Annotated in this window: 14 protein-coding genes; 9 read left to right on the top strand and 5 right to left on the bottom strand. The window is 73.3% G+C overall.

The features are described from left to right. Window positions 1-32: 32 nt before the first annotated feature. Window positions 33-2,108: a serine/threonine-protein kinase gene (locus KBB57_RS02045; protein ID WP_290746026.1), complete on the bottom strand. Its 2,076-nt coding sequence runs from the start codon at window positions 2,106-2,108 to the stop codon at window positions 33-35. Window positions 2,109-2,223: 115 nt separating this feature from the next. Here KBB57_RS02045 and KBB57_RS02040 point away from each other — a divergent pair, with 115 nt between their 5' ends. Both KBB57_RS02040 and KBB57_RS02035 read left to right on the top strand, forming a co-directional pair. Then, window positions 2,224-5,199 (top strand): AAA family ATPase, encoded by a 2,976-nt coding sequence (locus KBB57_RS02040; protein ID WP_290746023.1) that lies wholly within the window; start codon window positions 2,224-2,226, stop codon window positions 5,197-5,199. After that, on the top strand, window positions 5,186-5,680 hold the full coding sequence (locus KBB57_RS02035) for a GNAT family N-acetyltransferase (RefSeq protein WP_290746020.1): 495 nt from the start codon (window positions 5,186-5,188) through the stop codon (window positions 5,678-5,680). The genes KBB57_RS02040 and KBB57_RS02035 overlap by 14 nt, the downstream gene beginning before the upstream one ends. 685 nt (window positions 5,681-6,365) lie before the next feature. On the opposite strand, the gene KBB57_RS02030 is transcribed toward KBB57_RS02035, so the two are convergent. After that, a complete protein-coding gene (locus tag KBB57_RS02030; RefSeq protein WP_290746017.1) occupies window positions 6,366-7,973 on the bottom strand; it encodes a 5'-nucleotidase C-terminal domain-containing protein in 1,608 nt (535 codons plus the stop codon). A gap of 258 nt (window positions 7,974-8,231) precedes the next feature. Here KBB57_RS02030 and KBB57_RS02025 point away from each other — a divergent pair, with 258 nt between their 5' ends. Continuing rightward, window positions 8,232-10,529 (top strand): acyltransferase family protein, encoded by a 2,298-nt coding sequence (locus tag KBB57_RS02025; RefSeq protein WP_290746014.1) that lies wholly within the window; start codon window positions 8,232-8,234, stop codon window positions 10,527-10,529. Between the two features lie 329 nt (window positions 10,530-10,858). Here the strand turns inward: KBB57_RS02025 and KBB57_RS02020 are convergent, their stop codons facing one another. Beyond that, a complete protein-coding gene (locus KBB57_RS02020) occupies window positions 10,859-11,317 on the bottom strand; it encodes a GatB/YqeY domain-containing protein (RefSeq protein WP_290746011.1) in 459 nt (152 codons plus the stop codon). 167 nt (window positions 11,318-11,484) lie between these two features. Here KBB57_RS02020 and carA point away from each other — a divergent pair, with 167 nt between their 5' ends. Beyond that, window positions 11,485-12,675 (top strand): glutamine-hydrolyzing carbamoyl-phosphate synthase small subunit, encoded by a 1,191-nt coding sequence (gene carA, locus KBB57_RS02015; protein ID WP_290746008.1) that lies wholly within the window; start codon window positions 11,485-11,487, stop codon window positions 12,673-12,675. Between the two features lie 791 nt (window positions 12,676-13,466). Here the strand turns inward: carA and tgt are convergent. Next, window positions 13,467-14,594, bottom strand: coding sequence for a tRNA guanosine(34) transglycosylase Tgt (gene tgt / locus KBB57_RS02010; RefSeq protein ID WP_290746005.1), 1,128 nt, complete (start codon window positions 14,592-14,594; stop codon window positions 13,467-13,469). Between the two features lie 99 nt (window positions 14,595-14,693). Between tgt and KBB57_RS02005 the strand changes: the two genes are divergently transcribed. From KBB57_RS02005 to KBB57_RS01990, 4 genes are all read left to right on the top strand, one after another. Continuing rightward, window positions 14,694-15,059, top strand: coding sequence for an SUF system Fe-S cluster assembly protein (locus tag KBB57_RS02005; RefSeq protein ID WP_290746002.1), 366 nt, complete (start codon window positions 14,694-14,696; stop codon window positions 15,057-15,059). Between the two features lie 309 nt (window positions 15,060-15,368). After that, complete coding sequence (locus tag KBB57_RS02000; RefSeq protein WP_290745999.1) at window positions 15,369-16,052, top strand: hypothetical protein; 684 nt, start codon at window positions 15,369-15,371, stop codon at window positions 16,050-16,052. 151 nt (window positions 16,053-16,203) lie between these two features. After that, window positions 16,204-16,959, top strand: coding sequence for a DUF3307 domain-containing protein (locus tag KBB57_RS01995; RefSeq protein ID WP_290745996.1), 756 nt, complete (start codon window positions 16,204-16,206; stop codon window positions 16,957-16,959). Window positions 16,960-17,009: 50 nt separating this feature from the next. Beyond that, complete coding sequence (locus KBB57_RS01990; RefSeq protein WP_290745993.1) at window positions 17,010-17,357, top strand: iron-sulfur cluster assembly accessory protein; 348 nt, start codon at window positions 17,010-17,012, stop codon at window positions 17,355-17,357. Between the two features lie 419 nt (window positions 17,358-17,776). Here the strand turns inward: KBB57_RS01990 and KBB57_RS01985 are convergent, their stop codons facing one another. Beyond that, window positions 17,777-18,877: a Xaa-Pro peptidase family protein gene (locus tag KBB57_RS01985; protein WP_290745990.1), complete on the bottom strand. Its 1,101-nt coding sequence runs from the start codon at window positions 18,875-18,877 to the stop codon at window positions 17,777-17,779. Window positions 18,878-19,038: 161 nt separating this feature from the next. Between KBB57_RS01985 and KBB57_RS01980 the strand changes: the two genes are divergently transcribed. Continuing rightward, window positions 19,039-20,631: an ABC transporter substrate-binding protein gene (locus tag KBB57_RS01980; RefSeq protein WP_290745987.1), complete on the top strand. Its 1,593-nt coding sequence runs from the start codon at window positions 19,039-19,041 to the stop codon at window positions 20,629-20,631. Window positions 20,632-20,653: the final 22 nt, after the last annotated feature.

The following is a 20,653-nucleotide window of genomic DNA, read 5'->3' as shown; positions in this document are numbered from 1 at the left end:
ATCGAGTCGCGCAAGTTTGCTGCGCGCCGGCTCTACCGTCGCGAGTCGATCTCCTGAGTCGTCCGGCCGAGAATCCTCACGGCTCCGCCGGCCAGCCGGTCCCGCAGCGCCTTCTCCAGCGATTCGACGGTCTGTTCGGACGGGAGCGGCGGATCGAACAGCGGCTCGTCCGTGACGAGAGCGATCACGAGGGTCTTGCCGAAGGTGTCGTCGACCTCGAACGTCAGCCGTCCCGGCCCGGCCTCGGCGTCCGGATACGCCACCCGGATCGTCCGCATGCCGCCCACGACCTCGCCGAGCCGCGCGAGTCGCGTTTCCGGCAGGGCCTGGCTCGGCAGGAGGCTATAGGCGTTGCCGCCCACGTCGGCGATCCCGACCCAGAGGTGGCCTTCCAGGTTGGCAGGGAACACCACGTCGATCACCGGATTGTCGCCGACCGAATAGATGCCGGTGGGATTGGCCGCGCCGTCGCCTTGGGCGAGCGCGAAGTGGCCAGCCTGCGGCGCGTCCTCCGGCAGCGCCGCCGCCACCTCGCAGAACGCCGGGTTCATCGCGTCGAGGCGCAGCGCCAGCGTCCGGTCGCCCAGCCGCGGCGCGATCGCCGCCTTGATCCGCCCCGCCGCGTCCGCCTCGGCGACCTGCCCCGTCACGCTCACCGTCGCGTCGAGCGGGAACCGCCCGCCCTCCGGCTCCGCCACCGCCAGCGGCCCGCAGGAGGCATGGGGCGCGAGCCATTCCCGCACCGTGTCGGCGTCGAGCCAGCGCGGCCCCGCGGCGATCTGCGCCCGCCCGGCGAAGCCGCCCGCCTTCGCCGCCGCGTCGAACGCCGCAACCGCCGCGTCGCGCGTCTCGCGGTCGGGCGCCGTGCCGCTCAGGCCCGCGTCGCGGTCGACCACCTCCAGCCGCCAGTCCTCCAGCCCCCGCGCCGACCCCATCAGCGTCTCCGCGCCCGCCGCCCAGTCCGGCCCCGGCGCCCCGTCCGCGAGCGCCAGCCCGTCCGCCGAGGCCGCCCGCCCGGACACCGAGCGGAAGCTCCGCGCGATCTCGTCCCGCGCCGCCGCGTCCGGCGCGTTCCCCGTCAGCGTCGCCACCCCGTCGAGGTCCACCCCCGCCGTCAGCACGTAGGGCCGCGCCACCGGCAGCGCCGGCGCCGTCAGCCGGTCGAGCGCCCCCCCGGCCCAGAGCCCGCCCGCGACCACCGCCAGCCCCACGGCCGCCAGCACGGGCCAGGCCCGCCGCCGCGGCCGCGCCGCCGCGGCCGCGGCCGCCGCGCTCACCGGCCGCAGCATCCGGTCGATCTGCGCCACCACCGCCGCCGCCGAGGGCGGCCGCCGCGCCGGATCGGGCTGGGTCAGGTCGGCGATCAGCCCCTTCAGCGGCTCGGGCACGCCCTCCACGTCGAGCGGCCGCTCCTTCGCCCGCAGCGCCTCGCCCGGGCTCCCCCCCACCGCCGGCGCCTGCCCCCGGAACGCCGCCAGCAGCGACGCCCCCAGCGCATAGAGATCCGACCGCGGCTCCGCCCGCCCGTGCATCTGCTCCGGCGCCGCGTACTCGTACTTCCCCGCGAAGTCGCTCCCCACGATGGTCCGAGCCCCCGGCCCGCTGTCCTTGGCGATGCCGAAATCGATGATCACCGCCTGCTCCGGATCGCCGCCCCGCAGGATGACGTTGTCCGGCGACAGGTCGCGATGCACGATGCCGCGCGCATGGGTGGCGACCAGCCCCTCCGCCACCCGGTGCCCCACCACCAGCAGCTCCCGCGCCCCGACGCCCCGCCCCTCCATCAGCTCCGACAGCGGCGCCCCGTCGACGTAGTCCATCACCAGATAGACCGCCCCGCCGTCCGCCCGGTTGCAGTCGGTGTAGCGCACCACCGCGTCGTGGGTGATCGTGCGCATCTCCTCCTCGCGCTTCATCAGCTCCAGATAGGCGTCGTTCTGCGAGAACTGCCGGTTCAGCGCCTTGATCGCCACCACCCGCCCGGTGATCTGGTTGCGCGCCCGGTACACCTCCCCCGTGCCGCCGCGCCCCAGCACGCCCTCGATCTCGTAGGTGTTGTTGAGCACCTGCCCCTTGCGGAAGATGTCCCCGGGAAGCGGATCGACCATGAGCCCCTCACGCGAGGCAGGGCGCGCTATCAATTCCTGCGCGATTGTGGCAGGCTAAGCCCCCGGAGGCGTCGGATCAACTGAATTGGTCTCGTTTGCACCGGAGGCTCCGCAAATGCCGCAACGCACCCAGTCGGCGACCCTGAAGCGCAAGGAGCTTCTCGCGAAGCTCGACCCCACCTGCCTGCGCGCCTTCCGCGCCGCCGCCGACGCGGCGAAGCAGCGCGGCAACCCCTATGTCGAGCTCGTCCACTGGATCGAGCAGCTCGCGCTCGCCGAGCGCTCCGACGTCCAGCTCATCCTCGCCGCCTCCGGCGTCGACGCGAGCCGCCTCGCCGCCGACACCACCCGCGCCCTCGACAAGCTCCCCTACGGCGCGACCTCGATCGAGGAGTTCTCCGACCACATCTTCCACGCCATCCAGGAGGCCTGGAGCCTCGGCGCGCTGGAGCGCGGCGACGAGACCGTCCGCTCCGCCTACGTCCTCCTCGCCTGCCTGCGCACCCCCGTCCTCGCCGCCCTCCTCGGCAGGATCAGTCCCGAATTCGACAAGATCGACGCCGCCGCCGTCGCCGCCAACCTCGCCGACCTCACCGAAGGCTCGACCGAGAGCGCCGCCCCCGCGCCCGCCGCCCCCACGGACGCCCCAAGGCGGCCCCCAGCCCGCGACGGCGCGCTGGCGAGATACGCCACCGACCTCACCGCCCGCGCCCGCGACGGCCGCATCGACCCGGTCCTCGGCCGCGACCCCGAGATCCGCCAGATCGTCGACATCCTGATGCGCCGCCGGCAGAACAACCCGATCCTCACCGGCGAGGCCGGCGTCGGCAAGACCGCCGTCGTCGAGGGCTTCGCGCTGCGGATCGCCGCCGGCGACGTGCCCCCGCAGCTCCAGGGCGTCGCCCTCCACCTCCTCGACATCGGTCTGATGCAGGCCGGCGCCTCCGTGAAGGGCGAGTTCGAGAAGCGCCTGAAATCCGTCATCGACGAGGTGCAGTCCTCCGAGACCCCGATCATCCTCTTCATCGACGAGGCCCACACCCTGATCGGCGCCGGCGGCGCGGCCGGCACCGGCGACGCCGCCAACCTCCTCAAGCCGGCGCTCGCCCGCGGCGAGCTGCGCACCATCGCCGCCACCACCTGGGCCGAGTACAAGCAGCACATCGAGAAGGACCCCGCGCTGACCCGCCGCTTCCAGGTCGTCAAGGTCGAGGAGCCCGACGAGGCCCCCGCCATCCTGATGCTGCGCGGCGTCGCCGCCACGCTGGAGGCCCACCACCGCGTGCAGATCCTCGACGAGGCCATCGAGGCCGCCGTGCGCCTGTCGCACCGCTACATCCCCGGCCGCCAGCTCCCCGACAAGGCCGTCTCGCTCCTCGACACCGCCTGCGCCCGCGTCGCCGTCTCCCAGCACGCCACCCCCGCCGAGGTCGAGGACCTCCGCCGCCGCCGCGCCGCCCTCGAGGTCGAGGAAGGCATCGTCGCCCGCGAGGCCGCCATCGGCATCGACACCGGCGAGCGCGCCCCCCGCGTCGCCGCCGGCCTCGCCGAGGTCGACGCGGCGCTGGCCGCCGCCGAGGCCCGCTGGGAGGCCGAGCGCGCCCTCGTCACCGAGATCCTCGCGCTGCGCGCCAGGCTCCGCGGCGAAGGCGCCCCCCTCGACGCTCCCGCCGCCGACGCCGGGACGCCCCGGACCGAACCTCCCTCCGACCCTGCCTCCGGCCCCGCCCCTTCGCCCGCGCAGCCCGACGCTTCCCCGACGACCGCCGCGGGATCCCCGGACACGCCCTCGCCCGCCCCTGCGGCCGAGACCGCCGCATCCGTATCTCCCTTGGCCCCCGCTCCGGCCGCCGCGGCGCCCTGTCCCGCAGGCGAGGCTCCCCCGACCCCGGCCCCCGGGTCTCCCGAGGCCCCCGCGCCGGTGGTCGAGGCGCCCGACCCCGCCGCCGCCGAAGCGCCGGCCGTCCCCGCTCCCAACCCAGCCGCCGACCCTGTCGCCGAGCGCGCCGCCGACCTCGCCCGCCTGCGCGCGCTCACCGCCGAGCTCGCCACGGCCCAGGGCGAGACCCCGCTCATCCTCCCCTCCGTCGACCGCAACGCCGTCGCCGCCGTCGTGCAGGACTGGACCGGCATCCCCACCGGCCGGATGCTCACCAGCCAGACCGAGAAGGCCCTGGCCCTCGCCTCCATCCTCGCCGAGCGCGTCGTCGGCCAGGACCACGCCATGGAGATGATCGCCCGCCGGGTGCAGACCAGCCGCGCCGGCCTCGGCGCCCCCGAGAAGCCCGTCGGCGTCTTCCTGCTCTGCGGCCCCTCCGGCGTCGGCAAGACCGAGACCGCGCTGGCGCTGGCCGAAACCCTCTACGGCGGCGAGGACAACCTCATCTCGATCAACATGAGCGAGTTCCAGGAGGCCCACACCGTCTCCACCCTCAAGGGCGCCCCCCCGGGCTACGTCGGCTACGGCAAGGGCGGCGTCCTGACCGAGGCCGTCCGCCGCCGGCCCTGGTCCGTGATCCTCCTCGACGAGGTCGAGAAGGCCCACCCGGACGTGCACGAGATCTTCTTCCAGGTCTTCGACAAGGGCATGATGGACGACGGCGAGGGCCGCCGCATCGACTTCAAGAACTGCCTGATCCTGCTCACCTCCAACGTCGGCTCCGAGGTCATCATGCGGATGACCGACGAGGGCCGCCGCCGCGGCGCGATCGACGCGCTGGACGCCGCGCTGCGCCCGCCCCTCCTCCAGACCTTCCCCGCCGCCTTCCTCGGCCGCGTGGTGACGATCCCCTACTACCCGCTCTCCGACGACATGATCGAGACGATCGCCCGCCACCGCTTCGCCGGCGTCGCCCGCCGCCTGCGCGACACGCACGGCGCCGAGCTCGTCCTCGGCGAGGGCGTGATCGACGCCGTCCGCGCCCGCTGCGCCGACCTCGAATCCGGCGGCCGCATGATCGACGCGATCCTGACCAACACCGTGCTTCCCGAGCTCAGCCGCGGCGTCCTCGCCCGCGCCCTCGAGGGCCGCCCCCTTGCCCGCGTCACCGTCACCGCCGGCGACGACGGGTTCGCCTATGACTTCGACTGACCCGCCCGGCGCAACCCCCGCTGCGGCCTCCGTCGCGATCCGGCCCGCCGCCGCCGCCGACGAGCCCGCCATCCGCGCCTGCGCGGCGCAGGCCTTCGCCCGCTACGTGCCGCTGATCGGCCGCCGGCCCGCGCCGATGGACGCCAACTTCGCCGCGCAGATCGCCGCCGGCGAGATCCGGGTCGCCGCCGACCCGGCCGGCGCGCTCCAGGGCTACGTCGCCTTCCGCGCCGAGCCGCCCGCCATGCTCCTCGACGCCGTCGCCGTGCTGCCCGCCGCCGCCGGCCGCGGCGTCGGCAAGGCGCTGATCGCCGCCTGCGAGGCCGCCGCCCGCCGCCTCGCCCTCGCCGAGGTCCGCCTCTACACCAACGAGAGGATGACCTCGAACCTCGCGATGTATCCCCGCCTCGGCTACGTCGAGACCGCCCGCCACACGGAAGACGGCTTCAGCCGCGTCTACTTCCGCAAGCCCCTCGACTGACCCGAGCCGGCCGCGCCGCCCCGCCTCCTGTGCGACAGGGGACGGCGAGCGAGGACCAGCGGCGACGTCTCCCCTTGCGACACGCGCATGTCGCAAGGGATCCAGCTATTCGGTTCCGAAGGGCTTCCGGCGTCTCCGGCTCTCCCGGGCGGCAACGTCGGTCCCGCGACGGCGCCCGCCGGGAGGCGATCGCCACAAGGGTGCGCCCGCTCGCGTCGCGGAGTGTGGCCCCCCGCCTTGCACACTGCACGACGCCTGCCTGCCGGATCCACGGGGCGCGCGCGCCGAGCGACCGAACGACCGAGCGACCGAGCGACCGAGCGACCGAGCGACCGAGCGACCGAAGCGGGCTTGCCCGCGAGGCCCGGCGCGACAAGCGAAAGCACGGCTTTCGCCGCGCCGACGGCTGGAGCGCGGTTGCGCGCGCAAGCCGTGAGGGGCGCAGATTTCTCCGGGAGCGCGCAATCCGTCCGTGATCGCCCCGGCGAGCGCGGCAACGCGATCGCCCCCCGCAGGGGCGATCGCGGACGGATTTGCCACGGGTCAAATCCGTCTAGGGGTCGACGTCGCGACCTGCTTCCGGCCGGGCTTCCACTCCACTGTCGCGCAGTGCGCCCGCCCCGGTGGACCACACCTCGCCTCACGAAAAATCAATGGCTTAGCGAATATTCACGCGTGAACACCCCTACTCCGCCTTCTTGATCCGCCCGTCCGTGAACGGCTCGTACTTCCCCTGCGCCACCAGGTAATCCTCCAGCACGTCCTCGAGCCCCGGCCCGTAGTCGTAGGCGTTGGTCCCCTGGTCGCGCAGCGCCGAATACCCGTCGCCGCCGTTCCGCATGAAGTTGTTGGTCACCGCGGCATAGGTCTTCGCCGGGTCGATCGGCGCCCAGGCGTCGCCCTCCCTCACCTCCACCGACTTGATCCGCCCCTGCCCCGGCGCGACAGACGGGTCCCAGGTGAAGCGCAGGCCCGCCACCTGCGGGAAGCGGCCGCCGCCCTCCTCGACCTGGCTCACCCCGTTCTCCAGCGCCGCCACCACCGCCGAGCCGGGGATGTTGAAGGTCGAGAGCGTGTTCTGGAACGGCAGCACCGTCAGCACCTCGCCCTTGGTCACCGGCCCGCCGTCGATCGAGGCGCGCAGCCCGCCGCCGTTCTGCAGCGCGATGACGACGCCCTGCCCCTTCACCCGGTCGAGCATCGCCTCGGCGACGAGGTTGCCCATCTGGCACTCCCCGGCGCGGCAGGTCTCGCGGCTGCCGTCGACCGGCGCGGAGACCTCGGCGACCACCTGCTCCATCAGCGCCGCGATCGGCGCCCGCATCTCGGCGATCCGGGCCGCCGTGTCGGGGTCCGGCGTCACCGCCTTGTCGAGGAGCGTCGCGTCGCCGCTCGCCGCCGTCACCACGCCCGCGTCGTCGAACTCGAGCCTCAGATGCCCGAGATACTTCGAGTACGAGCCGGCCTGCACCACCGGCACCTCGACCCCGCCCGGACCCTTGACCATCACCGGATAGGGATGCGCCGCCCCGTCGATCGTGTTCGAGAACAGCGTGTGCGAGTGCCCGCCCACGATCGCGTCGATCCCCGGCGCCGCCGCCGCGGTCGCGAAATCCGCCACGTCGCCCTGGTGGGTCAGCGCGATGATGTGCTTCACTCCCTGCGCCTCCAGCGCCTTGACCGCCTCGGCCAGGTGGGCGTTCACGTCGCCGAATTTGACGCTCGGCCCCGGCGAGGAGATCTCCGCCGTCTCCTGGGTCAGCCCCGAGATGATCCCCACCTTCTCGCCGCCGACGTCGAGCACCACCCAGTCCTCGCCGAGCGGCCCCAGCCGGTTGTCGCCCGAGGCGTCGACATTGCCGAACAGCACCGGGAAGTCCGCCTTCTCGACGAAGTCGGCGAGCGTCCCCGGCCCCCGGTCGAACTCGTGGTTGCCGAGCGCCATCGCGTCGACGCCGAGCCGGTTCAGCATCTCCACCTCGGCCGCGCCGCTGAAGGTGGTGAAGAACAGCGAGCCCGAGAACTCGTCGCCGGCGTCGAGCACGATCACCGGCTCGCCCGCCGCCGCCAGCTTGTCCCGCGCCGCCTCGACCGCCGCCTTCACCCGCGCCGCGCCGCCGAAGCACTCCCCCGCCGCCTCGCCCTCGGCGTTGCAGCTCGAGTCGGTCTTGGTCACCGACTCGATCCGGCTGTGCTGGTCGTTGACGTGCAGGATGTTGAGCGTGAAGGCGAGGCTCGCCGGCGCGGAGAGCGCCAGCGCGCCCGACGCGAGAAGCAGGCTCTTCAGGGTCATTCGGACCTCCCCGGATGCGTTCGGTCGATGAGCGAGGACGCCCCGCCACCATGACAGCCCCACGCCGCGCCGCGCAACCCGCCATCCCGCGCCGCCCGCCCCGCCGCCGTCCCGTGATCGCCCGAAGGGCCCCGTCAGCCGTCGCCGCGCGGCGGCGCCATTGCTTCCCCCATCCTCCGTCCCTCCTCCTGTCGGCAAGCTCTCGCCGCTGTCGGGGCCGGGTAAGGGGGACGAAGCGCTCATCGGCCACGCACTCGGGTGCGTGGTGAGCACGACTCCCCGGCCGGGGGAACGCCCCGTCTCGGCCCCCTGCTCAAGGCTCCAAGCATTGCCCCTGCCCCCTCGGCCACGCCCGGAGCGACAAGAACACAGGGACGACCGCTGTTGACCGCCCCTCGACGCCGACCCACCTTCGCCGGCCGTGCCGGACATCTCCCTTGTCTCGGCCCGCCGCGCGCCCTAGCTGGCGGGGAGCCAAGGAGGAGCCCGACCCTGACCGTCGCCGCCGACGCCGGACCCGTCGCCCGGCCCGCCGCGCCGGGCGCGGCGCTCGCGCATCGTCGCGACGTCGACGGCCTGCGCGCCGTCGCCGTGCTGCCGGTCATCCTCTTCCACGCCGGCGTCCCCGCCTTCGCCGGCGGCTGGCTCGGGGTCGACGTGTTCTTCGTCATCTCCGGCTACCTGATCACCGGCATCCTGCTCCGCGACCTCGAGCGCGGCCGGTTCTCCGTCGCCCGCTTCTACGAGCGCCGCGCCCGCCGCATCGTCCCCGCGCTCGCCTTCGTCCTCCTCGCCTGCATCCCCTTCGGCCTCGCCTGGATGTCGCCGCCCCAGCTCGCCGAGCTCGCCCGCGGCACGATCGCCGCGGCGCTCTCGGTCTCCAACATCCTCTACTGGCTCCAGCTCGACTACTTCGGCCCCGTCGCCGAGCGCCTGCCGCTCCTGCACACCTGGAGCCTCGGCGTCGAGGAGCAGTTCTACCTCCTCTTCCCCCTCGCCCTCGCCTTCCTCTGGCGCCGCTCCGGTCCCTCCGGCGCCGGCCTCGCCTTGCCCTTCCTCCTCGCCGGCGCCCTCAGCCTCGCCGCGGCCGCCTGGGCCTTCGCGACCCACCCCTCCGCCGGCTTCTTCCTGCTGCCGTTCCGCGCCTGGGAGCTCCTCGCCGGCGCCGGCGTAGCGGTCGCCGCGACCCGCTCCGCCGCCCCCTGCGGCCTCCGCGCCGGAGCCGGCCTCGCCGCGATCCTCGCCGCCATCGCCGCCATCCCGCTCGGCCTCCTGACCAGCCTCCCCGCCATGGCGCTCGCCAGCGCCGGGGCCGCGCTCCTCCTCCGCCACGGCGCCCCCGGCCTCGCCGCCTCGCGCCTCCTCGCCCATCCCCTGCCGGTCGGCGTCGGCCTCGTCAGCTACAGCGCCTATCTCTGGCACCAGCCGATGCTCGCCTTCGCCCGCATCCGCCTCGGCGACGACCTGCCGCTCTGGGCGACGGCCGCGATCGGCCTCGCCGCGATCCTCGTCGCCTGGCCGACCTGGGCCCTCGTCGAGCAACCGTTCCGCCGTCGCGGCCCCGGCGCCCCGGCCCGGCCCCTCGCCTGGGCCGGCGCGACGCTCGCCGGCCTCGCCGCCCTCGGCGCCGCCGGCGTCGCCACCGGCGGCCTCGCCACCGCGCAGCCCCCGGCCGTCCGCGCCATCCTCGCCACCATCACCGACGTCAACCCGTGGCGCGAAAGCTGCAAGACCGGCCTCGCCGAGGCGAACCCGACCCACCCGCGCCCCGGCTGCCTGCTCCCCGGCGACGGCCCCAAGGTCGCCTTCTGGGGCGACAGCCACGCCGATACGCTGCAGGGCGCGCTCTTCCCCGCCGCCGAGGCCGCCGGCCTGCCCTTCTACTCCGTCACCCGCAGCGCCTGCCCGCCCGTCCCCGGCCTCACCCGCACCGGCGACGCCGCCTCGCCCGGCTGCGACGAATTCAACCGCGGCGTCGAGGCCTACGTCCTCGCCGACGGCTACGCCGTCGCCGTCCTCGCCGCCCGCTGGTCCGCCGGCATCGGCTGGGCCCCCTTCGACAACCTCGACGGCGGCGTCGACCCCCGCCCGGGCGACGTCCTCACCCCGATCGGCGCAGCCCCGCCCGACGAGGCCGCCCGCGCCGAGTCGGTGATCGCCCGCATGACCGGCGCCGTCCGCGACCTGCTCGACCGCGGCCTGCGCGTCGTCCTCGTCTACCCGATCCCCGAGGCCGGCTGGAACGTCCCCGAGGAGCTCGCCCGCCGCCGCGCGGAGAGCGAGGCCCCCGTCACCCTCTCCATCCCCGCCGAGGCCTACGCCCGCCGCAACGCCGCGATCGTCGCCGCCTTCGACGCCCTCGACCACCCCCGCCTCTGGCGCGTCCGCCCCGCCGAGACCTTCTGCGACGGCCCCGTCCCCGGCCGCTGCGTCCAGAGCCTCGGCGACCAGCCCCTCTACTTCGACGAAAGCCACCTCAACAACGCCGGCGCCCGCCTCCTCGCCCCGGCGATAGTGGAAGCCATCGAAGCCGCCCGACGCGACGCCGCCCCCTGATACATTGCTCCGCGCCACCCGGAGATCGGGCATGACCCTTCAACCGGGCGCTTCGCGGACCGGCATCCGACGGCGACGCCCGGCGCCCCTCGCCCCTCCGCGCCAACGCAGTCCGGGGAGACGACCGGCACGACGCGGCGCAGATCCCGGTCGAAGGAGGGATCACCCGGACGTGCGCTCCCCCCGGGGCCTCGTCAACCTTTCCGAAGAAACCGTTGGCGCCGCTAAAATTCCGATTTGACATCAATAACCTGGCCAAAGTTGCGCGCGCGCGGCCCGTGCAGGCCGGCCCCGTCCAGGGACGGCGCCCCACCCTCCGGGCGCCCGCCTCACCCCCCGAACGACTCCTTCACCGCCGCCGAGGCCCGGGCGAAGTCCATCTTCCCCGTATGGCGCGCCTTCAGCTCCGCCATCACCTTGCCCATGTCGCGGATCGAGCTCGCGCCGGTCGCGGCGATCGCCTTGCCGACCGCCGCCCGCACCTCGTCCTCGCTCATCTGCCGCGGCAGGTAGTCCTTGATGATCCGGATCTCCGCCAGCTCCTGGTCGACGAGGTCGACCCGGCCGCCCTCGCCATAGGCCTTGGCGCTCTCCTGGCGCTGCCTGATCATCCGCGCGAGGATGGCGAGGATCTCCGAATCCGGCACGCCGTCCGGCCCCTCCTCGCTGCGCGCCGCGATGTCGCGGTCCTTGATCGCCGCCACGATCAGCCGCAGCGTCGAGACGCGCGCCGCGTCCTTCGCCTTGATCGCGTCCTTCAGATCCGCGGAAAGCCGCTCCCTGAGCATCCCTCACCCGTGCGCCGCGCCGGGCCCCGCCGGCGAAAGCGCCTCTATACGCCTCGCCCGCCCCGGGCGCAATCCGCGCGCAAACCTCTGATCTTGCTGCACTTCCTCCCCCACCTTGACCCCACCGCCCGACCCGCGTAGCTTCGCGCCGATCAGGAGTCTCCGCCATGACCGACCGTCCCGCCCCCTCGGACCGGGCCCTCGCCGTCGCGCCCGACGGCGCGCTCGGGGCCACCGCCTGCATCGTGCTCGCCGACGGCCAGGTCTTCTACGGCCGCGGCTTCGGCGCGGAGGGCGCCGCGGTGGCCGAGCTCTGCTTCAACACCGCGATGACCGGCTACCAGGAGATCATGACCGACCCGTCCTACGCGGGGCAGGTGGTGACCTTCACCTTCCCCCATGTCGGCAACGTCGGCGTGAATCCCGACGACGACGAGGCCGCCGATCCCGTCGCCGCCGGCATGGTGGTGAAGTGGGATCCGACCGAGCCCGCCAACTGGCGCGCCGCCGAGCCGCTCTCTACCTGGCTCGCCCGCCGCGGCCGCATCGGCGTCGGCGGCGTCGACACCCGCCGGCTCACCCGGGCGATCCGGCTGCAAGGCGCGCCGCACGCGGCGATCGCCCACGCGCCGGACGGCGCCTTCGACCTCGACGACCTGCTGGCGCAGGCGCGCGCCTTCCCCGGCCTCGTCGGCATGGATCTCGCCCGCGACGTCACCTGCGCGCAGAGCTACCGCTGGGACGAGATGCGCTGGGCCTGGCCGGAGGGCTACGTGCGCCGCGAGGGCCCGGGCCGCCGCGTCGTCGCCATCGACTACGGCGCCAAGCGCAACATCCTGCGCTGCCTCGCCTCCGCCGGCTGCGACGTCACCGTGCTGCCGGCGACCGCAACGGCCGAGGACGTCCTCGCGCTGGAGCCGGAGGGCCTCTTCCTCTCGAACGGCCCCGGCGACCCGGCGGCGACCGGCGTCTACGCGGTGCCGATGATCCGCGAGGTGATGGAGCGCTCGCGCATCCCGATCTTCGGCATCTGCCTCGGCCACCAGATGCTGGCGCTCGCCGTCGGCGCCCGCACGATCAAGATGAACCACGGCCACCACGGGGCAAACCACCCGGTCAAGGAGCTCGCCACCGGCAAGGTCGAGATCACCTCGATGAACCACGGCTTCACGGTGGACAGCCAGACCCTGCCCGCCGGCGTGGTCGAGACCCACGTCTCGCTCTTCGACGGCTCGAACTGCGGCATCGCGCTCACCGACCGCCCGGTCTTCTCTGTCCAGCACCACCCCGAGGCCTCCCCCGGCCCGCAGGACAGCTTCTACCTCTTCGAGCGCTTCGTCGCCTCCATGGCCGCCTGACCCGCGGCCACCCGCGCCCCTGCGCGGGCGCCAGGAGCCGCGAAACGATGCCGGCGCCGCACCGCCGAGCGCCGCCGGGCTCTTGTCCGGGGACGCCGGAGTCGCCCCGGCTCCGAGCCGTCGTGGACCCGTGTCGCCGACCCCCTTGCGCGGGCGCGGGCGCGCCCGAAGCCGCGCCGGCGCGCCCGAGCCCCCGTCACATGCACCAGCGCGTCCCGGATCGCAGGCGCCCCCCGCACGCCGGCAAGGGACCGTTCCCCGCCCCACCCGAACCGAACCCCTTCGCATCACGCAGGCCGGCGCGCCTCACGTCGCCTCTCCTGCGACCCGCCCGACCTCCCCTTCCCAAGCGCCCCGGCAAGCCGACCCGCTTTCCCGACGCACCGCCCGGGCGGCGCTTCGAGCGCGGACGGCAGACGCCCCAAGGACCAGACGGAGCCCACCTCCGCGCGTCATGCGCCCCTGCAAGGGCCCGTCCCCCGGCAAACCCGGGCCCCTCCCGTCGCATGCGCCTGAACATGGACGTCGCCACGCCGCGGGCCCGCCCAGCGCCCCCTCCACCAGCGCCCCGGCAAGGGCCTGTTCCCCGGAGCCTCTTCCTTCCCGCGCGCGCTTGCGCGCGCCGGGTCGCGGGGGGCTCGACGCCCCCCGCGACCCGGCCCCCATCCGTTAACCGCCGATGAAAAACCGGCAAGCCGGCTTCCTGCCCGATTCCAGCCGCCTTCCAGCCCGGTTTTTCCGAGCCGCCCCAAGGGCCTGCCTGCCCGCGGGCCGCCTCGCCCCGGATCCGCTCACACCGGCTCCAGATCCCCCTCCGCCCGCGCCGCCGCAAACCCGGCGGCGAAGGCTGCGAGCCCGCCCTCGGCGATCGCCCCCCGGAGCCCCGCCATCAGCTCCTGGTAATAGTGCAGGTTGTGCCAGGTCAGCAGCATCGCCGAGATGATCTCTCCCGCCTTGAGGACGTGATGCAGATACGCCCGGGAATACCCCCGGCAACATGGGCACGAGCACTCGGGGTCCAGCGGCCGCGGATCGTCGGCATGCCGCGCGTTCTTGAGGTTGACCGCCCCCCGCCGCGTCAGCGCCTGCCCGGTGCGCCCCGACCGCGTCGGCAGCACGCAGTCGAACATGTCCACCCCGCGCAGCACCGCGCCGACGATGTCGTCGGGCTTGCCCACCCCCATCAGGTAGCGCGGCCGGTCCTCCGGCAGCATCCCCGGCGCATGGTCGAGCACCCCGAACATCGCCGCCTGCCCCTCCCCGACCGCCAGCCCGCCGATCGCATACCCGTCAAACCCGATATCCACCAACGCCTTAGCCGATTCCTCCCGCAGCTCCCGCGTCACGCCCCCCTGCTGGATCCCGAAGAGCATATGTCCCGGCCGGTCCCCGAACGCCGCCTTCGACCGCTCCGCCCAGCGCATGGAGAGCCGCATCGCCCGCGCCACCTCCGCCTCCGAGGCCGGCAGCGCCGGGCACTCGTCGAAGCACATCACGATGTCCGAGCCGAGAAGCCTTTGGATCTCCATGCTCGTCTCCGGCGACAGCACGTGCCGCGCCCCGTCGACATGGCTGCGGAACGTCACCCCCGCCTCGCTCAGCTTGCGCAGATCGGCGAGGCTCATCACCTGGAACCCGCCCGAATCCGTCAGGATCGGCCGCTCCCAGCCCATGAACCGATGCAGCCCCCCGAGCCGCGCCACCCGCTCCGCCCCGGGCCGCAGCATCAGGTGATAGGTGTTGCCGAGCAGGATGTCCGCGCCCGTCGCCCGCACGCTCTCCGGCAGCATCGCCTTCACCGTCCCGGCGGTGCCGACCGGCATGAAGGCGGGCGTCCGTATCTCGCCCCGCGGCGTGCGCAGCACGCCGGTCCGGGCCCTTCCGTCCCGCGCGAAGATCTCGAAACCTGTTCCCGTCATCCGCCCGCCTCTACCCGCTCCCGGCCGCCCACGAAACCCGCCGCCTTTACCCGTGCTGCAAAATCCTTATATGATCGCTCGGGATTGGGAGCCCTAGCCATGAACGCCGAAGCCGACGCCCCGATGGAGGGGACCCCGCTCATCCGGCCCTCCACCACCGACCATCCCCTCTACGACGAGGTCGTCGAGGCGTGCCGCACGGTGTTCGACCCCGAGATCCCGGTCAACATCTTCGACCTCGGCCTCGTCTACACCGTCGAGATCGCCGAGGACGGCGACGTCCGCGTGCTGATGACGCTCACCGCCCCGGGCTGCCCGGTCGCCGCCGAGATGCCGGGCTGGGTCGCCGAGGCGATCACCCCGATCCCCGGCGTGCGCCACGTCGACGTCGAGCTGGTCTGGGAGCCGCAATGGGGCATGGACATGATGTCCGACGAGGCCCGGCTCGAGCTCGGCTTCATGTGACGGCGCCGGACGATCGCCCCCGGACGGCCGTCCGTCCCGGCCTCCCGCGCCGTCGGTAGCGCCCGAATCCCCCGACCTCCCCTGATCCCGGGCGCGCCGGACGGGGCGCGAGGCGCCTGCCGGCCCCATGCGCGCGCATCGGCGGGGTTTCATCGCCCGGCCACGGGCCAGGGCGCTCCGGCCGATCGCGGATGAATTCCCCCCCGGCGCCGCCCCTGACGGACGAACCGGCGAGGCCCAGGCGCCATTCAGGCTTGCCGCGGCGGCGCGGGCCGGCCATGGTCCGCGCCGCGCCACGCGAGGCCGACCATGCCCGACCCCCGGCCCGACCCGAGGCCCGACCCCAGGATGGAGCTGACCGAGAACCTCGTCGTCCTCACCGGCGACCTCGTCGGCTCCACCAAGCTCGCCCCCGCCGACCTCGCCGAGGCGATGCGGGCGCTCGAGGCGGGCTCCCGCGAGCTCGCCGGCGCCTGGTCGGGCGGCGAGGCCCGCTTCTCGGCCTTCCGCGGCGACGGCTGGCAATGCCTCGCCCCGGCGCCGCGGCTGGCGCTGCGCGCCGCGCTCCTGCTGCGCGCCCGGCTCGGGGCGCTCGGGCGGCAGTTCGACACCCGCATCTCCATCGGCGTCGGCCGCGGCTGGCTGCCGCAGGACCGCCAGCTCAACGCCGCCTCCGGCCCCGCCTTCGAGATCTCCGGGCGCGGCCTCGACGCCATGGAGCACGCCCGCCGCTTCGCCATCGCCTGGGAGCGCCCCCCCGCCGACGCGGCGCTGCTCCGCGCCGTCCTCGCGCTCGCCGACGAGGTCTCGCGCAACTGGACGCCCGGCCAGTCCCGGGTCTTCGCCCGCCTGCTCCTCGAGCGCCAGCGCCCCAGCCAGGCGGCGCTCGCCCGCGACCTCGACGTCACCCAGCAGGCGGTGGCCTCCCACCTCGCCGGCGGCGGCGACTGGGCGCTCCAGGAGGCGCTGCGCGCCGTCGAGGAGGCCGGGTGACCATTACAACCATATCCGATTGTTATTCCCGATACAGCCCGATCCGGCTGTGTCCTCGGCGAACAACCCCATCCGGTTGTTTTTCATATTACAGCCAGATCGGGCTGTATTCCCCGATACAACCGGATCCGGCTGTAAGGGACGTCGCGCCATGATCGAGACGGCGGCCGCCCTCGTCCTCGCCCACCTCCTCGCCGACTTCCTGCTGCAGAGCGACCGGATGGCGGCGACGAAGGCGCGCCCCGCCTCCCTCGCCGCCCATCTCGGCGTGGTGGCCGCGACGAGCTGGCTGGCGCTGGGCCTGCCGCTCGCGCCGGCGCCGCTCCTCCTCCTCGTCCTCGCCCACGGCGCGACCGACGCGGCCAAGGCGCGCCTCGCGCCCCGCGGCTTCGCCGGCTTCGCCCTCGACCAGGCGGCGCATCTCGCGGCGATCTGGCTCGTCGCCTCGCTCTGGCCCGGCCTCTGGGCGCAGGGCCTCTGGGCGCAGCCGGCGCTCCTCGACCGGCTTCCCGGCCTCGGGCGGCTCCCGGCGGCGATGACCATCGCCGCCGGCCTCGCCGCCGCGGTCTGGGCCGGCGGCTACGCGGTGCGCGAGATGATGCACGGGCTGAAGGGCCTGCCGGCCGACCCGGAGGCCGACGACAGCCTGCCGAACGGCGGCCAGCTGATCGGCAGGCTGGAGCGGCTGATGATCCTGATGTTGCTGGTCGCCGACCAGCCCGACGGCATCGGCCTGCTGATCGCCGCGAAGTCGATCCTGCGCTTCAACGAGCTCGCCAAGGACGCCGACAAGGATTCCGGCCGCCGCGCCAGCGAGTACGTCATCATCGGCACGCTGGCGAGCTTCGCCTGGGCGATCGGCGTCGGCTTCGCCACGCAATGGACGCTGCGGGCCCTCGCCCCTTGAGGGCGGCGGCCCGAGACCCTACCTTGGGCGGAGGTCAGGAAAGAGCTCCCATGTTCGGCATCCCCGGCAATCCCCCCGTCACGATGACGCCCGCCGCCGAGGCGCAGATCGTCCGCCTGATGGCCAGGGGCGCGCAGGGCCTGCGCATCGGCCTGAAGAAGGGCGGCTGCGCCGGGATGGAATACACCATGGAATACGCCTCCGAGGTGAGCCCCCACGACGCGGTGGTCGAGCAGAACGGCGCCAGGGTGATGATCGCCCCCATGGCGCAGATGTTCCTCTTCGGCACCGAGATCGACTACGCGAACGGCCTCCTCGAGTCGGGCTTCAAGTTCAAGAACCCCAACGTCGTCGACGCCTGCGGCTGCGGCGAGTCGATCAAGTTCGCCGACCGCTGAAACCGGCTTTCACCTGAGCGGCGCGTCTGGACCGGATCGGCCCGGCTGCACCGAGGCTTTCGAGTCGTTCGCAAGTGTGCGACGCAGCAATCATCGAACAATTCTGGCGAGCATGCCCTGCACTAAACCAGTGCGTCGATGCGACCGGGGCAGGCGGCCAATTTGCGCGCAAATATATTTCGAAATATTTTGAATATGAACGGTGAAAATCATTGCATCGTTCTCAGCGCCGCATTTCGCGGCGCCGCTCGATTCACTTAGCAGTTCCGCCGTTCCCGCCGCTACCGCTCCGCGTCGAGCCGGGTCACATGCGCATGTCACCCGGCGGGCGCCGTCGCGGGACCGACTTCACCGCTCGGGCGCCCGCCACCGGGAGACCGTCGGAACTGTATGGTCGGACCGCCTCGAAGCCCGCCCCCTCACCCCACGAGCGTCAGCGCCCGCTCGAACCCCGTCAGCGACACCGCGCCGTCCGCCGTCGCCAGCACGTCGTCCTCGATCCGCACCCCGATGTCGCCGTCGCGGTAGAGCCCGGGCTCGATGGTGAAGACCATGCCCGCGGCCATCGCCTCGCGGTTGCCGATCATCACCTGCGGCGCCTCGTGGACGTCGAGCCCCAGCCCGTGCCCCGTCTTGTGGACCACCAGATCCGCGAAGCCCGAGCCGAGCAGGCTGCCGGTCACCCGGCGGTCGAGCTCGTCGAGCGTCATCGGCGGCGCGGCGATCGTCCGGCCGAGCGCGTTCGCCGCGCGCACCGCCTCGTAGATGTCGCGATGCGCCGCGCTCGCCGCGCCGACGAAGACCGTGCGGGTGATGTCGGCCAGATAACCGCCCCAGGCCGCGCCGAAGTCGATCAGCAGCGGCTGGCCGCGCTCCAGCTTGCGCTCCGGGCTCGCCGAGCCATGCGGGTCGGCCGAGGCCGGGCCGGCGAGCACGATCGGCTCGAACGACAGCCCGTCCGCGCCGGCGTCCAGCATCTCGGCGGCGAGCCGGCCGCGGAACGCCGTTTCGGTCATGCCGGCGGCGGCCGCGCCCAGCGCCGCGGCGAGCGCGGTCTCGCTGATCTCGATCGCCCGGCGCAGCGCGTCGACCTCGCCCGGCTCCTTCAGCAGCCGCATCCCCGAGATCGCCGCCTGCGCGTCGACGACCTCGGCGGAGGGCATGGCCCGCCGCAGCGCCTCGGCCTCGAAGACCCGCATCCGCTGCCCCTCGACGCCGATCCGCCGCGGCGCGAGTCCCGCGGCCAGCGCGGCGAAGGCGGCCTCGTAGCCGTCCGAATCCTGCCAGTAGCGCGTCTCGGCGTCGGGAACGAACGCCTGCCAGCGCGAGCGCTCCAGCACCGGCATCACCGCGTGCAGCGCGCCCTCGCGCGGGACGACCAGCAGGGTCGGCCGCTCCATCAGGTGAAAGCTCGCCCCCGTCAGGTAATAGAAGTTCGCGCCCGGCACGAGGGCGACGGCGTCGAGGTCCTCGCGCGCCATCGCGGCGCGGAGCCGCTCCAGCCGGCCGGTTTCGCCCATCTGCCTCTCCCGAGCCTATTGCACGGGGATCCTAGTATCACCTAACGTGAGGCAGTCCATCACGAGTGCCGGGCGCGGCGGCCATTGCCGGTCCGCACGACCCGGCCGGCGGCGCGCGGCGGCAAGACCGGCCGGCGACCGAAATCCAGGGGGGGAAGACAATGAGACTGATCCAGACGCTCCTCGCGGCCACCGCGGCGGGCCTCGTGTCCGCGGCCGCGGCGCAGGCCAGCACGCTCGTCTATTGCAGCGAGGGCTCGCCCGAGGGCTTCGACCCGGCGCCCTGGACCGCGGGGACCACCTTCGACGCGGCCTCGCGCACCGTCTACGACCGGCTGATCGAGTTCAAGAAGGGCTCGACCGAGACCGAGCCCGGCCTGGCCGAGAGCTGGGAGGTCGCGCCCGACGGCACGGAGATCACCTTCCACCTCCGCCCCGGCGTGAAGTTCCAGACCACCGCCTACTTCACGCCCACCCGCGAGATGAACGCCGACGACGTGGTGTTCACCTTCATGCGCCAGTTCGACAAGACCAGCCCCTGGTACGAGTATGCCCCCGGCATCGCCTGGGAATACTTCAACTCGACCATGGCGAACTCGCTGAAGGAGATCGTCAAGGTCGACGACATGACGGTGAAGTTCGTCCTCAACGGCCCGGACGCCACCTTCCTCGCCACCTTCCCGATGGACTTCGCCTCCGTCGTCTCCAAGGAATACGCCGACCAGCTCGAGGCGGCGGGGACCAAGGAGCAGCTCAACGTGCTCCCCGTCGGCACCGGCCCCTTCACCTTCGTCGACTACCAGCAGGACGCGGTGATCCGCTACCAGGCCAACCCCGAGTGGTGGAACGGCAAGCAGGCGATCGACGACCTGATCTTCGCCATCACCGTCGACGCCGGCGTGCGCCAGCAGAAGCTCGTCGCCGGCGAATGCGACATCATCCCCTACCCGAACCCGGCCGACATCGACGGGCTGAAGGCCAACGCCGACCTGACCGTCATGCAGCAGGAAGGCTTCAACATCGGCTACCTCGCCTACAACACGCTGATGCCGCCCTTCGACAAGGCCGAGGTGCGCAAGGCGCTGAACATGGCGATCAACAAGCACGCCATCATCGAGGCGGTGTTCCAGGGCGTCGGCACCGCCGCCGTCGCGCCGCTGCCGCCCACCTCCTGGGGCTTCAACGACGCGCTGACCGACGACCCCTACGATCCCGAGGCGTCCAAGGCCGCGCTCGAGGCCGCGGGCGTCAAGGACCTCTCCATGAAGATCTGGGCCATGCCGGTGCAGCGGCCCTACAACCCCAACGCCCGCCGCATGGCCGAGCTGATGCAGGCCGACTTCGCCGCGGTCGGCGTCAAGGCCGAGATCGTCTCGATGGAATGGGGCGAGTACCTCGCCCAGTCCTCCGCCAAGGACCGCGACGGCGCCGTCCTCCTCGGCTGGACCGGCGACAACGCCGACCCGGACAACTTCCTCGGCGTGCTGCTCGGCTGCGCCGCGGTCGGCGCCAACAACCGCGCCCAGTGGTGCCACCAGCCCTACGAGGACCTGATCCAGAAGGCCCGCACCACCTTCGACCAGGCCGAGCGCAAGAAGCTCTACGACGAGGCCCAGGTCGTCTTCAAGGAGCAGGCCCCCTGGGCGACCATCGCCCACTCGATCGCCACCGTGCCGATGCGCGCCAACGTCACCGGCTTCGCCCAGGACCCGGTGGGCATCCACCGCTTCGTCGGCGTCGACAAGACCGAGTAACCCCCACGACCGGCGGGCGCCG

Source organism: Amaricoccus sp., from assembly GCF_017993425.1.
GTDB lineage: Bacteria > Pseudomonadota > Alphaproteobacteria > Rhodobacterales > Rhodobacteraceae > Amaricoccus.
The sequence above is the reverse complement of the archived record's forward strand: the minus strand, read 5'-3'. Positions and strand labels throughout refer to the sequence as shown.

Excerpts from the sequence above, each read along its gene's own strand:
- tgt (WP_290746005.1), bottom strand. The coding sequence starts at position 14,594 with ATGACGGGAACAGGTTTCGAGATCTTCGCGCGGGACGGAAGGGCCCGG.
- carA (WP_290746008.1), top strand. The coding sequence starts at position 11,485 with ATGACCGACCGTCCCGCCCCCTCGGACCGGGCCCTCGCCGTCGCGCCC.
- KBB57_RS01990 (WP_290745993.1), top strand. The coding sequence starts at position 17,010 with ATGTTCGGCATCCCCGGCAATCCCCCCGTCACGATGACGCCCGCCGCC.
- KBB57_RS01995 (WP_290745996.1), top strand. The coding sequence starts at position 16,204 with ATGATCGAGACGGCGGCCGCCCTCGTCCTCGCCCACCTCCTCGCCGAC.
- KBB57_RS02045 (WP_290746026.1), bottom strand. The coding sequence starts at position 2,108 with ATGGTCGATCCGCTTCCCGGGGACATCTTCCGCAAGGGGCAGGTGCTC.
- KBB57_RS02030 (WP_290746017.1), bottom strand. The coding sequence starts at position 7,973 with ATGACCCTGAAGAGCCTGCTTCTCGCGTCGGGCGCGCTGGCGCTCTCC.
- KBB57_RS02005 (WP_290746002.1), top strand. The coding sequence starts at position 14,694 with ATGAACGCCGAAGCCGACGCCCCGATGGAGGGGACCCCGCTCATCCGG.
- KBB57_RS02040 (WP_290746023.1), top strand. The coding sequence starts at position 2,224 with ATGCCGCAACGCACCCAGTCGGCGACCCTGAAGCGCAAGGAGCTTCTC.
- KBB57_RS02000 (WP_290745999.1), top strand. The coding sequence starts at position 15,369 with ATGCCCGACCCCCGGCCCGACCCGAGGCCCGACCCCAGGATGGAGCTG.
- KBB57_RS02035 (WP_290746020.1), top strand. The coding sequence starts at position 5,186 with ATGACTTCGACTGACCCGCCCGGCGCAACCCCCGCTGCGGCCTCCGTC.
- KBB57_RS02020 (WP_290746011.1), bottom strand. The coding sequence starts at position 11,317 with ATGCTCAGGGAGCGGCTTTCCGCGGATCTGAAGGACGCGATCAAGGCG.
- KBB57_RS01980 (WP_290745987.1), top strand. The coding sequence starts at position 19,039 with ATGAGACTGATCCAGACGCTCCTCGCGGCCACCGCGGCGGGCCTCGTG.
- KBB57_RS01985 (WP_290745990.1), bottom strand. The coding sequence starts at position 18,877 with ATGGGCGAAACCGGCCGGCTGGAGCGGCTCCGCGCCGCGATGGCGCGC.